Raw genomic sequence first — 14185 nt, 5'->3', positions numbered from 1 at the left:
CATGTCCAGCGAACCCCATGTCGGCGCCCCGGCGCCCGCCTTCACCCTGCCCACCAACGGCGGCGGCAGCGTCAGCCTGGCCGCCCTCGCCGGGCGCAAGGTCGTGCTTTATTTCTATCCCAAGGACGACACGCCCGGCTGCACGACCGAGGCGATCGACTTCACCGCCCGGATCGCCGATTTCGAGGCGGCGGGGGCGGTGGTCGTCGGCGTCTCGCGCGACAGCGTCGCCGCCCACGACAAATTCGCGAAGAAGCACCAGCTGGCGGTGACCCTGGGCGCCGATCTCGACGGCGCGGCGACCGAGGCTTACGGCGTCTGGGTCGAGAAGAATATGTACGGCCGGCAGTATTTCGGCATCGAGCGCGCCACCTTTCTGATCGACGGCCAGGGCGAGATCGCCCGCATCTGGCGCAAGGTGAAGGTCAAGGGCCATGTCGACGAGGTGCTGGAGGCCGCCCGGGCGCTTTGATCGCCGGAAATGATGGATGGGACGCGCTGGCGGGTTGACATGATGCACTCGATCTGGTGCCAATGTCCGGTCCGCCAACGACCGCAGGTTCCCGACGTCGCATGTCCAACGACGCCAAACATAGGCTGCTGCCGTCCCGACGGGGCTGGTTTGTCACGCGTGAGATCGCCGTCCGCGACCCCTGGGGCGTGCGCTGGCTGAAGATCACCCGCGGCGTGCAGGTTTCGGCCCTTGCCCTCGGCCTCGGCGCCCTGGGCTGGGTCGGCTTCGCCAGCTATGCCGCCTTCGACCGAACCGAAGCGGTCGGGGCCCCTGACCTGGCAGCCCCTGATCTGGCCGCCCCTGATCTCGCGGCAGTGAAATCGCTCGAGGCCGAGGTCGCGCACCTGCGCCAGCAGCGCGACCAGGCCGAGGCGGCCCGCCTGTCGGCGGAAAAGGAAATCACCCAGCGCTCGCGCGAGCGGGACCTTGCCCGCGCCGCGGTTTCCCGCCTGCAAGGTGAGCACCGCCCGCTGCCGGGCGACGGCAAGGCCCTGGCCGAGGCCGACCGCCTGAACCAGGAACTCGCCCTGTCGGAGGCGGACCGGGTCCAGATCGAGATCGAGCTTCAGGTCGCCGAGGACCGGATCGCCGGCCTCGAACGCGATGCCACCCTGCTGCGCGACATGGTCGCCCGGGCAGAGACCCGCGCCACCGACCTGCGCGACCAGGTCGCCTCCCTCGAACAGGTGCGGGACGACCTCGCCACCCGCCTCGCCCCCCTTGCCTCGATCGAGATGGGCCGTTTCGAGACCGGCCTTACCACCACCGGCCTCGACATCGACCGCATCCTCGCCGGCCGCCGGGGCGAGGAAGCCGAGAGCGCCGATGTCGGCGGTCCCTTCATCGCCGTCGACGGCGTGGTCGCGCCCACGATCGAGAATGCCCGCCTGCTCGATCTCGCCCGCACCTTCGACCGGCTGGACGGGTTGAAGACCGTGGCCGGCGCCCTGCCCCTGGACCTGCCGGTGCGCCGGGTCGAGCTGCGCTCGGAATTCGGCACGCGGCGCGATCCGATCAACCGGCGCCTCGCCTTCCATGCCGGCCTCGATTTCGGCGGCGCCGTGGGCACCGCGGTCTTCGCCACCGCGCCCGGCGAGGTGGTCAAGGCCGGCTGGGCCGGCGCCTATGGCCGGCAGGTCCGCGTGCGCCACGCGTTCGGTGTCGAATCCAGCTATTCCCACCTCAGCGCGATCAGCGTGAAGGTGGGCGACCGTATCGAGGTGGGCGACGTGGTCGGCAAGCTGGGCAGTTCCGGCCGCTCGACCGGGCCCCACCTGCATTACGAAGTGCGGCTCGACAACAAGCCGCAGGACCCCATCCGCTTTATCGAGGCAGGCCGTCATGTTCAACCGCAGCAAGGCCGGGACCGTGAGCCGGAAGCCGGACCCGAAACGCCGTAGCGCCGGCCCCCTGCCCTCGCTGCTGGCGGAAAGCCTGACCGTCGAGGGCAACCTCAGCTCGACCGGCGATCTTCAGATCGACGGCACGGTAAAGGGCGACATTTCCTGCCGGTCGCTGACGCTCGGCGAGGACGGCACCGTGATCGGCGCGATCAAGGCGGACACGGTCCACGTCCGCGGCCGGATCGACGGCCGCATCAATGCCGCGACGGTCGAACTGGCGGCGACCGCGGTCGTCACCGGCGACATCCTGCACGATACGATCGGCGTCGAATCGGGGGCGCGCATCGACGGCCACCTGAAGCCCCGCCCGGCTGCGGAGGCGAAGGCGCCGGCAGCGGACGGCGCCAAGCCGTCCCTGGTCGTCACCAACGCCTGAAGGCGATCTCCTCAGTCGAGGCCTGAAGGCTATTCCTCAGTCGAGATCCGAGACCTCGACGCCGGCGCCGCCCTCGACCCTTGCGGCCAGCGCGGCCGCCATGTAGCGGTCGAGATCGCCGTTCAGCACGCCCTGGGTGTCGGAGGTTTCGACCCCCGTGCGCAGGTCCTTCACCATCTGGTAGGGCTGGAGCACGTAGGAGCGGATCTGGTGGCCCCAGCCGATGGCGGTCTTGGTGTCCTCGGTCGCCTTGGCGGCGGCTTCGCGGATGGCCAGTTCGCGCTCGTAGAGGCGCGCCTTCAGCATCTGCATGGCCTGCGACCGGTTCTTGTGCTGCGAGCGGTCGGACTGGCAGGCGACGACGATGCCGGTCGGAATATGGGTGATGCGGATGGCCGAGTCCGTCTTGTTCACGTGCTGGCCGCCCGCGCCCGAGGCGCGATAGGTATCGACGCGCAGGTCCTTGTCCAGGATCTCGATCTCGATCGTATCGTCGACCACCGGATAGACCCAGACCGAGGCGAAGCTGGTCTGCCGCCGGGCGTTCGAATCGAAGGGCGAAATGCGGACGAGGCGGTGCACGCCCGATTCCGTCTTCATCCAGCCATAGGCGTTCAGGCCCTTGATCAGGATGGTGGCGCTCTTCAGCCCCGCCTGTTCGCCCGGGCTGTCTTCGATCAGTTCGACCTTGTAGCCCCGGCGCTCGGCCCAGCGGGTATACATGCGCAGCATCATTTCGGCCCAGTCCTGGGCTTCGGTGCCGCCGGCGCCGGCATTGACTTCGAGATAGCTGTCGTTGCCGTCGGCCTCGCCCGAGAGCAGGGCCTTGACCTCGGCCTCGCCCGCCTCGTCGCGCAGGCGGCGCAGGTTGGCGACGGCATCGTCGACCATGGTCTCGTCACCCTCGCCCTCGGCCATTTCGGCGAGTTCGAGCGTGTCGGCAAGCTCGGCCTCGAGCCGGCGGTAGGCGCCGATGGCATCGTCGAGACGGGTGCGTTCGCGCATGATCTTCTGCGCTCCCGCGGGGTCGTTCCAGAGGCTGGGATCTTCGACCCGGGCGTTCAGTTCTTCGAGGCGGACGGTTGCAACGTCCCAGTCAAAGATGCCTCCTCAGCAGTTCGAGCGACTGCTTGATTTCGGCGTTGAGGGATTCGACGTCGGCGCGCATGGATCCGGCAATTCAAGTGAAACATCAAGGGCTGGTGGTATAGCCGGGATCGGCGCCAAGGACAACGGCCGATCCCGCTTCATTCAGTGCCGATCGGCTCAATAAAGCCCGCCGGTCGCCGTATCGCCCGCCGCGGCCGGCGGGCCGCCGCCCGGCCCCGGGGCGCCGATCGCGCCGAGGAAGTCATTGTCGCCCGACAGGCCGTCCGAGCCGATGAAGCTGGCGTCCGCCGTACCGTCGAGGACCGGGCGCGGGCCGAAGGGTTCGGTGCCCGGCTTGAAGGCTTCGAAGATGGCGCGCTCGCCCGGCGCCGCCGGGGCCCCGCTGGCCGGATTGACCCGGACGAGGCGCAAGCCCGGGGGAATGCGGAACGGCAGGCCCGGCTTGTTGGCCAGCGCTTCCTTCATGAAGTCGCGGAACACCGGGGCCGCCACCGAGCCGCCGGTCTCCTTGCCGCCCAGGGTCCGGGGCTGGTCGAAGCCGAAGAAGACGCCGGCGACGAGGTCGGGTGAAAAGCCGATGAACCAGACATCCTTCGAATCGTTCGAGGTGCCGGTCTTGCCCGCCAGCGGCTTGCCCACCGCGCGTACCCGGCCGCCGGTGCCCCGCTCGACCACGCCCTGGAGGATGGAAACCATCTGATAGGCGGTGCCGGCGTCGATCACTTCCGGCCGATTGTCGGGGATCGCGGGCGGCTGCTGGCCGTTGAAGCCGATGCCGGTGCAGCCGTCGCAGGGGCGCATGTCGTGCTTGAACACGGTGCGGCCGCGGCGATCCTGGATCCGGTCGATCAGGCTGGGGATGATTTTCTTGCCGCCGTTCACGAACTGGCCATAGGCCGCGGTCATGCGCAGCAGGGTGGTTTCGCCGGCCCCGAGCGACATGGCCAGATAGGGCGGCAGGTCGATGACCACGCCGAAACGTTCCGCCAGCGCCTTCACCTTGTCGATGCCGAGGTAATAGGCAAGGCGCGCGGTGACCAGGTTGCGCGACTTTTCCAGCGCGACGCGGAGCGTGATGGCGCCGAGGAAATCGTGGCCGTAATTGGCCGGCCGCCAGGGCGGCATGCCCGGTCCCTGGTCGGCGACGAAGGGCCCGTCCTCCACCAGGGTCGAGGGGGTGAGGCCGGATTCGAGCGCGGTCGCATAGACGAAGGGCTTGAAGGTGGAGCCCGGCTGGCGCGAGGCCTGGGTCGCGCGGTTGAACTGGCTTTCGCCATAGGACCAGCCGCCGACCATGGCCAGCACGCGCCCGGTATGGGGGTCGAGGGCGACGAAGGCCGCGCCCACGTTGGGGATCTGGCGCAGGGCGAAGACCCCGTCCCTGTCCTTCGCCGGCTCGACCGCGATCACATCGCCGACGGCGACGACATCGCCCGGCTTCTTCGGCGCGGCGCCGACACCCTGGTTCGGGGTGGTCGGCCGGGCCCAGGCCATGTCGGCGAAGGCGATCTGGCCCTTGACGCCCTCGGCGGTGACGAGGGTGGCCGCCTTGGCGTCGACGCCGGTGATCACGGCCAGGCGCCAGGGCGAGACGCCCGGCACGACCAGGCCCGCCGGCGCCGGCACGTCCTTCAGGGCGGCCAGCCAGTCGCCGCCCTGGGCCGCGATCCGGGTGATCGGGCCGCGCCAGCCGTGGCGGCGGTCGTAATCGATCATGCCGGCGCGCAGCACCCGGTCGGCGAGCGCCTGCATGGCGGGATCGATGCTGGTGCGGACGCTGAGGCCGCCCTCGTAGAGCGACTGCTCGCCGTAGAGGGAGACGATCTCGCGGCGCACCTCTTCGGCAAAATAATCGGCGCGGGTGACATTGCCCCGGCCCGGATCGCGCACCGCAAGGGGGGTCGCCTTCGCCTCTTCCCACTGGGCGCGGGTGATGCGGCCATCCTCATACATGCGGTCGAGCACCCAGTTGCGCCGGGCGGTGGCCGCCTCGCGCTGGCGGACCGGGTGATAATTGGACGGCGCCTTGGGCAGGGCGGCGAGATAGGCGACTTCGGCCACCGTCAACTCGTCCATCGACTTGCCGAAGTAATTCAGCGCGGCGGCGGCAACGCCGTAGGAGCCCATGCCGAGATAGATCTCGTTCAGGTAAAGCTCCAGGATCCGGTCCTTCGAGAAGGTCCGCTCGATCCGGAAGGTGAGAATGGCCTCGCGGATCTTCCGGCCATAGGAGACTTCGTTGCCGAGCAGGAAATTCTTCGCCACCTGCTGGGTGATGGTCGAGGCGCCGACCGGCCGCCGGTCGCTGCCCATGTTGCGCAGGTTGGTGAAGACGGCGCGCAGCACGCCCGAGAAATCGATGCCGCCGTGGCGATAGAAATCCTTGTCCTCGGCCGAGAGGAAGGCGCCGATCACCTGTGGCGGGATCTGGGTGATGGGCACGAACAGGCGGCGCTCGCGGGCGTATTCCGCCAGCAGCGAACCGTCGCCCGCCTGCAGCCGCGTGGTCACCGGCGGTTCATAGACCGCGAGCTGCCGGTAGTCCGGCAGGTCCTGCGAAAAGTGATGCAGGACCCACAGGCCGCCGAGCAGGCCGACCACCGCCAGCATGGCAAAAGCACCGAATATCAGGCCGAGAAAGCGCATGTATCGCCGTTGCATGGGTCGCCCGAGGCCGTCTTATAACCTATCGTCAGTGCTTGGGGACCTTCTGCCGTGAATATGGCGCGGCTGTGGCAGCAATGCACCACCCCCATGGCCGACGTTGGAAATGGCCGATGCCGGAAATGGCTAACGCTGGAACATGAAGAACACGGCGCCGACCAGGCAGGCGAAGGCGGCGAGATGGTTCCAGCGCAGCGCCTCGCCCAGGTAGGTGACGGAGAAAACGGCGAATACCAGCAGGGTGATCACCTCCTGGAGGGTCTTCAACTGTCCGGCGGTGAATTCGCCGTATCCCATGCGGTTGGCCGGCACCATCAGGCAATATTCGAAGAAGGCGATGCCCCAGGATACCAGCACCACTTTCCACAGGGGCTGGTCGCCGAACTTGAGGTGGCCGTACCAGGCGAAGGTCATGAAGACGTTGGAAGCGACGAGAAGCAGAATGGTGGCCAAGGTGAACCTCGGGGGCGGGAAATCGCGGTCGCGCCATCCTAATCCGGGCCGGCCCTGCATTCCTGCGGTTTCACGGGCCCGGGGCAACGATTAAGGATTGCTGTCCGTTAACGAGCGTCATATTGTTGCCACCGCGATTAAAGGCACCGGCCGAGAATACGTCCATTGAGTCTGCGTTGCTCGCACCCGTTCACCGGGGGCGGCAAAACCGTCAATGACCGGACAGCAAGGCTCACCGCCATCCGACCAGTAAGGCGCCCCAGGGCTGGGAAGTCCCCGTTAGGGCGGGACTGCCGGAGGTCGGACGGGGGTGTGGACGGTACCTTTGCGACACCGCTCTTTTTCAATCCCGATAATTCACCCCGCACAGAGACAAGTTTCCGCCCGTGTCGTCAGACCGCAAGTTGGCCAGAACCGAAGCAAGACGTACCGGCGATTTCGCCGATCGCGCTGCCGCCGGCGGTGCCCGCGGCCTGCGCGCAGCGTGCATCTGCCGCCGGCCTGCCGGTGGCTTTTCCCCGCGCTCTACGCCCGTTGCCGCGCCTTTGACGCGGCGCTTTGGGGCGATGCCGGGCGCTTCGATCTGTGCCAACCAGCCGACCCCGCGTCTTGAACCGGCCCTCAAGTGGCCGCCGGCACGAGGTCGAGGAGATTCACCTGATGGCAACCCGCATGCTCATCGACGCCACCCACCCGGAAGAAACCCGGGTGGTCGTGGTGCGCGGCAATCGTCTTGAAGAGTTCGACTTCGAGTCCACGAACAAGAAGCAGCTCAAGGGCAATATCTATCTCGCCAAGGTCACCCGCGTGGAGCCCTCGCTCCAGGCGGCCTTCGTCGAATACGGCGGCAACCGGCACGGTTTCCTCGCCTTCAGCGAGATCCATCCGGATTATTATCAGATCCCCGTCGCCGACCGGCAGGCCCTCCTCGACGAGGAAGCCGCCGCCCATGCCGACGAGGATGACGACGACGACGAGATCGGCGATGCCGCCGGCGACGGCGACCTCGGCGCGGACGACGATGGCGGCCTGATCGAAGTGGTCGAAGTCGACACGGCGACCGAAGTGCTCGGCGCCGGCGACGACGACGACGGCCCGTCGGGCGACGACGACGACGGCCGCATGGCCGCCGATGCCGATTTCAACGACCCCGTTCTCGAGGGCGACCCGGACACCCTGGCCGTGATCCCCGCCGGGCAGCAGGACGAGCCGGCGCCGGCGCTTGACGCCCCTGCCGCCGAAGCGCCCGTCTTCGTGCCCGATGTGTTCGCGCCCGAAGCGCCCGCGCCTGAGACCCCTGTGGTCGAAGCGGTCGCGGAGGAAGCCCACCCCGCCGAAGTCCCCGCCGACGCCGTGCCGGAGGTCCCCGCGGCCGTCGAGCCGGCCCCGGTCGAGGAACAGACGATCGCCGAGGCGATTCCCCTTCTCGTCCCCGGCATTCCGGCCGAGGCCGAGGCACCGGTGGCGCCCTTCCCCACCGCCGAGAGCGAGAGCTTCGAGGCGCAGCCCCGGCCGCGCTTCCGCCCGCGCCGTTCCTACAAGATCCAGGAAGTGATCAAGCGCCGGCAGATCATGCTGGTGCAGGTGGTGAAGGAAGAGCGCGGCAACAAGGGCGCGGCGCTGACCACCTATCTCTCCCTCGCCGGGCGCTATTGCGTGCTGATGCCGAACAGCCCGCGCGGCGGCGGCATTTCCCGCAAGATCCAGAACCCGGCCGACCGCAAGCGCCTGAAGTCCATCACTTCGGAACTCGAGGTGCCGAAGGGCATGAGCGTGATCGTCCGCACCGCCGGCCTGAACCGCACCAAGCCCGAGATCAAGCGCGACTACGAATACCTGCTGCGCATGTGGGATTCGGTGCGCGAGCTGACGCTGAAATCGGCGGCCCCCGCCCTCGTCTATGAGGAAGGCAACCTGATCAAGCGCGCGATCCGCGACCTCTATTCCAAGGACATCGAGGACATCCAGGTCGACGGCGAGGAAGGCTACCGCCAGGCCAAGGACTTCATGCGCATGCTGATCCCCAGCCACGCGAAGAATGTCCAGCTCTATCGCGACCGGGTGCCCCTGTTCCACCGCGCCCAGATCGAGAATCAGCTCGACCAGATGTTCAACCCGACGGTGCATCTGAAGTCGGGCGGCTATATCGTCATCAACCCGACGGAAGCCCTGGTCTCGATCGACGTCAACTCGGGCCGCGCCACGCGCGAGCACAATATCGAGGAGACGGCGACCAAGACCAATATCGAGGCGGCGGAAGAAATCGCCCGCCAGCTGCGCCTGCGCGACCTGGCCGGCCTCGTCGTCATCGACTTCATCGACATGGAGGACCAGCGGAACGCCCGCGCGGTCGAGCGCAAGCTGAAGGATTGCCTGAAGGCCGACCGCGCCCGCATCCAGATCGGCCGCATCTCGCCCTTCGGCCTGCTGGAAATGTCGCGCCAGCGCCTGCGCCCCAGCCTGCTCGAAGCCTCCACCGTCACCTGCCCGCATTGCCGGGGCATCGGCCTCGTGCGCTCGACCGAATCGACCGCGCTGCATGTGCTGCGCGGCATCGAGGACGAAGGCCTGCGCGAGCGCGCCTCGAAGATCGCGGTGAAGGTGCCGGAGGCGATCGCCCTCTATATCTTCAACAACAAGCGCGAAGCCCTGCGCTCGCTCGAGGAGCGCTACGACTTCAAGATCTATATCGAGATCGACGAAGACCTGATCGCCCCCGATTTCCGCATCGAGCGCCTCGCCAACCGCAGCACCCCGGTGCCGGAGGCCGTGCTCGCCATCCGCTCCGGCACCTTCCCCATGCCCGACCTCGAGGAAGAGGAACCGGTCGAGGAAGAAGCCGAGGTCGAGACGGAAGACAATACCGAGGCCGAAGCCGAAAACGCCGGTGACGGCGACGGCGGCGACAATGACCGCCGCCGCCGTCGCCGCCGCCGCCGCCGCAACGGCCGCGAACGCGACCCGGTGAAGGACGCCGAAGCCGAGACCGAAGGCGACGTTGCCGAAAGCGCCCCTGCCGAACCCGCCCCTGAACCTGCCGCCGAAGGCGAGACCGAGGGCGAGGACGCGGGCGAAGCCGAGACGGACGGCGATACCGAAGTGGGTGACGACGGCCAGCGCCGCCGCCGCCGCCGGGGCCGCCGCGGCGGCCGCCGCCGCCGCAACGAGGAAGGTGATGGCACCCCCGGCACGGAGGACGGCCTCGCCGCCGACGCGGCCGAGGAACCCGCCGACAAGCCGGCCGCAACCCGGATCGAGATCGAGGTTCTGGGCCTCGCGCCGGAAGCTCCCCCGGCCGAGGTGGCCCCGGCCGACGCCCCTGCGGTCGACACTCTGGGCGCCGAGGTTCAGGTAACCGAAACCGAGACGCCCGCGGCCGAACCGGCGCCGGTCCAGGCCGAGGCCCCCGTTGAGGCCCTCGTCGAGGCCGTGGTGCCCGTCGCCGAGCCGGTTGCGGAAACGCCTGCCGTCCCGGAAACGACCGTTGCCCCGGTGGTGGAAAGCCCGGCCTTCCCCGAGGCCGCCAGCCCCGAGGTCGCAGGCAGCGAGGATGCCCCGGTCTCGCCCGAGGCGGCGGCGGTCGGCCAGCCGGAAGCGGCGAACAAGCCGGTCGAGACGATCGTCACCGGAAGCGCCGCCGCGGTGGATCCGGACAGCCCGCCCCAGGCGCCGCGCCGGGGCTGGTGGCAGCGCCGCTTCAACACCTGAGGCGGCAGGATTGTCGAGGGGCGGTCACGGCATCAGCGCCATGGGCCGCCCCTTTTGTTTGTGCTAGCGTGGCATCGGGCGCTGGAAGGGCATACTTGCGGAGAATAGAGACGTTGATGTCGTCGCCTGCCATCCTGTGGCGCCTGCTTCGGCGCCGCGCGTCCGGCAAACGCATCGGGGCCTTCTTCATGGCCCTGGTTCTCGCCCTCGGGCCGCTCGGCGCCTTATCTCCCCTGGGCCCGTCTATCCTGGGGGCGTCTCTCCTGGGCGCGTCTCAGGCGCAGGCGCAATCGGGCCCGCGGGCCCTGACCCTGATCCGCGACGCCGAGATCGAGAATTACATCCGGGCGATGGCGACGCCCATCTTCGAGGCGGCGGGGCTCGATGCCTCGGCGGTCCGCGTCATCCTGATCCAGGATCCGAGCCTGAACGCCTTCGTCGCCGGCGGCCAGAACCTGTTCCTCAATACCGGCACCCTGGCCGCGGTCTCGACGCCGGAGCAATTGATGGGCGTCATCGCCCATGAAACCGGCCATATCGCCGGCGGCCATCTGGTGCGCAGCACCGAGGCGCTGCGCAATGCCTCGATCCAGCAGATCATCGCCACCGTCCTCGGCGCCATCGCCATCATCGGCGGCGGCGGCGATGCCGGGGCCGCCGTCATGATGGGCGGCGCCCAGGTGGCGCAGCGCAGCTTTCTGCAATATTCGCGGACGCAGGAATCCGCGGCCGACCAGGCGGCGATCACCTTCCTCGACAGGCTGCACGTCACTTCGCGCGGGCTTGGCGAATTCCTGAGCATCATCGAGCGCGATAACCTGCGCATCCGCTCCGATACCAATCCTTATATCTATACCCACCCGATCGGGGCCGACCGCCTGTCGGCCCTGGAAACCCGGGTCAATCAGTCGCCCTATGTCGATGCCGCCGCCTCGCCGGTCTATGTCGAGATGCTGGCGCGCATCCAGGGCAAGCTGCGCGGCTATACCAATGCGGCGGAAACGGTGATCCGCCAGATCCCCTCGACCGCGACCGGCCTTGCCGACCGTTATGCAAGGGTGGTCGCCCTCTACCGCAAGCCCGACCTGCCGACCTTCCTGATCGAAATCGACCGCCTGCTGCAATCCTATCCGAACGATCCCTTTTTTCTCGAACTGAAGGGCCAGGGGCTGCTGGAGAACGGCCGCGTCGCCGAGGCGGTCGAACCCTATCGGCTGGCGGTGAAATATGCCCCGAAGGAGCCGCTGATCCGGGTCGGCCTCGCCAGTGCCATGGTCGCGACCGAGGATCCGAAGCAGGCGGCCGAGGCGATCAAGGACCTGGAGATCGCCACCCGCGAGGACCCGGACAATTCCATGGCCTGGTACCAACTGGCGATCGCCTATGGCCGCCAGGGCGATATCGGCAAGGCGGCGCTGGCCTCGGCCGAGCGCTTCCTCCTGACCGGCAAGATGGAAGAAGCCTATCAGCAGGCCCAGCGCGCCGAAGCCAATCTTCCCGTCGGATCGCCGGGGGCGCTGCGCGCCGCCGATATCCGCGACCTTTCCCTGCGCCTGTGGCGCGAACGCCGTTGACCGGAGTAATGGCCATGCGCCGTCTGCTTGGAACCAGCCTTGCCGCCCTTCTGCTTGCCCAGGGCCCTGCCCTGGCCGAGACCTTCGATCCGGCGGCAAAGCAGGAAATCCGCGAGATCGTGAAAGACTACCTGATGGAGCACCCGGAGGTGATCCTCGAGGCAGTGCAGGCCTTGCAGGACCGCCAGGAACAGGCCAGGGCCAATCAGGCCAAGGACCTGATCGTGCAACTGCGCGAGCAATTGCTGCGCGACAGCCGCGATCCGGTGATCGGCAACCCGAAGGGCGACATCACCCTGGTCGAATTCTTCGACTATCGCTGCGGCTATTGCAAACAGGCCCAGCCCATTCTGGCCGAACTGATCAAATCCGATCCGAAGCTGCGCGTGGTCCTGAAGGAATTCCCCATCCTCGGGCCGGATTCCCTCGTCGCCAGCAAGGCCGCGATCGCGGCCCTGGCCCAGGGCAAATATCCCGTCTTCCACGAGGCGCTGATCGCCACCCGCGGCACGCTTTCCGACGACAAGATCATGGACATCGCGAAATCGGTCGGCCTCGATACGGCGAAACTGAAGGCCGACATGGAAAAGCCCGAGATCACCGGCCAGATCAGCGATATCCACGGCCTCGCCCAAAGGCTGGAGATCAACGGCACGCCCAGCTTCATCGTCGGCGATACGCTGGTGCCCGGCGCCGTCGACCTCGAAACCCTGAAGAAGCTGGTGGCCGAGGCGCGGAAATCCTGCACCGGCACCTGCTGAAGCCAGGGGTCAGGCCGGCGGCGGCACTTTCACGCTGGTGACCGGCTGTTCCAGGTAATCCAGGCCGCCGGGCTGCGTATCGCCCGGCGCCCGCGTGATCGTGCCTGACTTCTCGGCGATCACCTGGCCGTCGTAAAGGACGGTCAGGCGATAGCCGGCGGACCCCGGCCGCGGGCGCGGCTGGGTATGATACGGGAACATGCGCACCGCGACGCGGAATTCGCCCAGCGGCGGGTTGCCGGTGAAGACGACATGTTCCACCGGGTCGGGCAGCATGATCAGCTGGCCGCCCGCATTGTCCGTGCCATTGGCATCGAGATCGAGCCGGCCGCCGGCGCAGCCGCTGGGCCGCCCGGCGACGATGCGCCCGCCGTTCGGGCAGGTCACCACCAGGTCGAGATCGGCCTCATTGTCCCAGGCCAGGATGAATTCGAGCCGGCCGCGCTGGCCGCCCCGCTCCTCCACCCGGCGGCGGTCTTCGTTGGCGCGCTCCTCGCGGGGCGGCGGGGCTTCCGCGCGCGGGCGCGGCGGTTCCGCCGGGGGCGGTTCCGGCGCCGGCGGCACGGGCGGCTCGGGCTCGGGCGGTACAGGCGCGGGCGGTGCAGGCTCTGGCGGTGTGGGTGCAGGCTCTGGCGGTGCGGGTTCGGGGGCCGGCGGCGGCGTCTCCGGCACCGGCGGGCGGCAGGCCGCGGCTTTTTCCGCCAGTTGCCGCTCGATGTCCGACAGGCGACGGCGCAATTCCCGTTCCTGGTCCTGCAAGCCGCTCAATTCGCCGGCGACCGCGATCTCGCCCTCCGGCACTTCGCAGACCAGCGGCGGCGGATCGACCAGGGCCGACAGCCAGCCCCGCTGTTCGGCATAGATGCCGATGGCGGCCGCGGCCAGGACAAGCAGGGCGGCGACGGTCGCGACCACCGGCCAGGTCCAGCGCGAGGCGGGCACCGCGACGGCAGCCCCCGCGGCGGCGGGAAGGGCCGCCGGGGTGATCGCGGCCGCCTTGGCCGCGGCGGCGCTGCCCGGCGGGGGCGGCGGCGGCGCCAGGACGGGCGAGAAGGAGAACAGCAGGCCGCGCGGCGGCGGCACGCCCCGGCCGGTCGGATCGAGGGCAAGCGCGCCCCAATCGGTCAGTACCGGCTGGTCGCCGACCAGATAGACCCGGTCGAGCCCCGGCAGTTCCAGGGCCGCGCCCAAACGCGCGCCCAGCAGGCTTTCCGCCTCGTCCGTGCTCGCCGACAGGCGGGCGGCTTCGCCGCGCAAGCCCCCGACCAATTGGCCGAGGCCTTTCTGCACCGCTTCGCGGTCTGCGGGCGGCAGGTCGACGAAACGGGCGATCGGGCCGACCGCCTCGCTGTGCCATTCCATGAAGGCGCCGGCGACCCGCGGCCGGGCGAACAGCCGGGCATGGGTCGCGCCGAAGCGGGCCTCGACATGGGCGGCAAGCTCGGCCCCGGCGGTATTGACCGCCTGGCCCCCGATATCGATGGCTTGGACCCGATCGATCCTGGTCGTTGCGACAAGCGTCATGATCGCCTGATGGATTCCCCCGCGAGACCCGCGACAGCGCCGGAGTTTAGACGAACAATCCGCCGCCGCACAGTGATTGACGCCACAGGTCGCAAAGG

General features: G+C 68.6%; 10 protein-coding genes. 6 read left to right on the top strand and 4 right to left on the bottom strand.

What is annotated here, in order from left to right; all coding sequences use genetic code 11:
* Window position 1: 1 nt before the first annotated feature.
* The 3 genes from DKG75_RS04020 to DKG75_RS04010 all read left to right on the top strand — a co-directional run bounded on the left by DKG75_RS04020 (window position 2) and on the right by DKG75_RS04010 (window position 2293).
* Window positions 2–472: a peroxiredoxin gene (locus DKG75_RS04020; RefSeq protein WP_109919770.1), complete on the top strand. Its 471-nt coding sequence runs from the start codon at window positions 2–4 to the stop codon at window positions 470–472.
* A 101-nt stretch (window positions 473–573) separates the two neighbouring features.
* Window positions 574–1914, top strand: coding sequence for a M23 family metallopeptidase (locus DKG75_RS04015; RefSeq protein ID WP_166646331.1), 1341 nt, complete (start codon window positions 574–576; stop codon window positions 1912–1914).
* A complete protein-coding gene (locus DKG75_RS04010; protein ID WP_166646330.1) occupies window positions 1883–2293 on the top strand; it encodes a bactofilin family protein in 411 nt (136 codons plus the stop codon). Before DKG75_RS04015 ends, DKG75_RS04010 begins: the two co-directional genes overlap by 32 nt.
* A gap of 36 nt (window positions 2294–2329) precedes the next feature.
* Here the strand turns inward: DKG75_RS04010 and prfB are convergent.
* The 3 genes from prfB to DKG75_RS03995 all read right to left on the bottom strand — a co-directional run bounded on the left by prfB (window position 2330) and on the right by DKG75_RS03995 (window position 6520).
* Window positions 2330–3461 (bottom strand): peptide chain release factor 2 gene (gene prfB, locus DKG75_RS04005; RefSeq protein WP_109919767.1). Its coding sequence is split into 2 segments (ribosomal slippage): window positions 2330–3391 and window positions 3393–3461, totalling 1131 coding nucleotides; the frame shifts between segments, so codons are not numbered across the junction.
* Between the two features lie 98 nt (window positions 3462–3559).
* Window positions 3560–6064, bottom strand: coding sequence for a penicillin-binding protein 1A (locus tag DKG75_RS04000; protein ID WP_243746434.1), 2505 nt, complete (start codon window positions 6062–6064; stop codon window positions 3560–3562).
* A 129-nt stretch (window positions 6065–6193) separates the two neighbouring features.
* Entirely contained in the window at window positions 6194–6520 is a 327-nt protein-coding gene (locus DKG75_RS03995) for a DMT family protein (RefSeq protein ID WP_109919765.1), read from the bottom strand.
* A 660-nt stretch (window positions 6521–7180) separates the two neighbouring features.
* Here DKG75_RS03995 and DKG75_RS03990 point away from each other — a divergent pair.
* The 3 genes from DKG75_RS03990 (at window position 7181) to DKG75_RS03980 (ending at window position 12563) form a co-directional block, all read left to right on the top strand.
* Window positions 7181–10228 carry an Rne/Rng family ribonuclease gene (locus tag DKG75_RS03990; RefSeq protein WP_109919764.1) on the top strand — a complete coding sequence of 1016 codons (3048 nt, stop codon included), beginning with the start codon at window positions 7181–7183 and terminating at the stop codon, window positions 10226–10228.
* A gap of 116 nt (window positions 10229–10344) precedes the next feature.
* Window positions 10345–11802, top strand: coding sequence for a M48 family metalloprotease (locus tag DKG75_RS03985; protein WP_109919763.1), 1458 nt, complete (start codon window positions 10345–10347; stop codon window positions 11800–11802).
* A 14-nt stretch (window positions 11803–11816) separates the two neighbouring features.
* On the top strand, window positions 11817–12563 hold the full coding sequence (locus DKG75_RS03980) for a DsbA family protein (protein ID WP_243746433.1): 747 nt from the start codon (window positions 11817–11819) through the stop codon (window positions 12561–12563).
* Window positions 12564–12572: 9 nt separating this feature from the next.
* On the opposite strand, the gene DKG75_RS03975 is transcribed toward DKG75_RS03980, so the two are convergent.
* Window positions 12573–14087, bottom strand: a complete 1515-nt coding sequence (locus tag DKG75_RS03975) for a hypothetical protein (RefSeq protein WP_109919761.1) — start codon at window positions 14085–14087, stop codon at window positions 12573–12575.
* Between the last annotated feature and the right edge of the window lie 98 nt (window positions 14088–14185).

This window comes from Zavarzinia compransoris (genome assembly GCF_003173055.1).
In the GTDB taxonomy this organism is placed as follows: domain Bacteria; phylum Pseudomonadota; class Alphaproteobacteria; order Zavarziniales; family Zavarziniaceae; genus Zavarzinia; species Zavarzinia compransoris.
The sequence above is the reverse complement of the archived record's forward strand: the minus strand, read 5'-3'. Positions and strand labels throughout refer to the sequence as shown.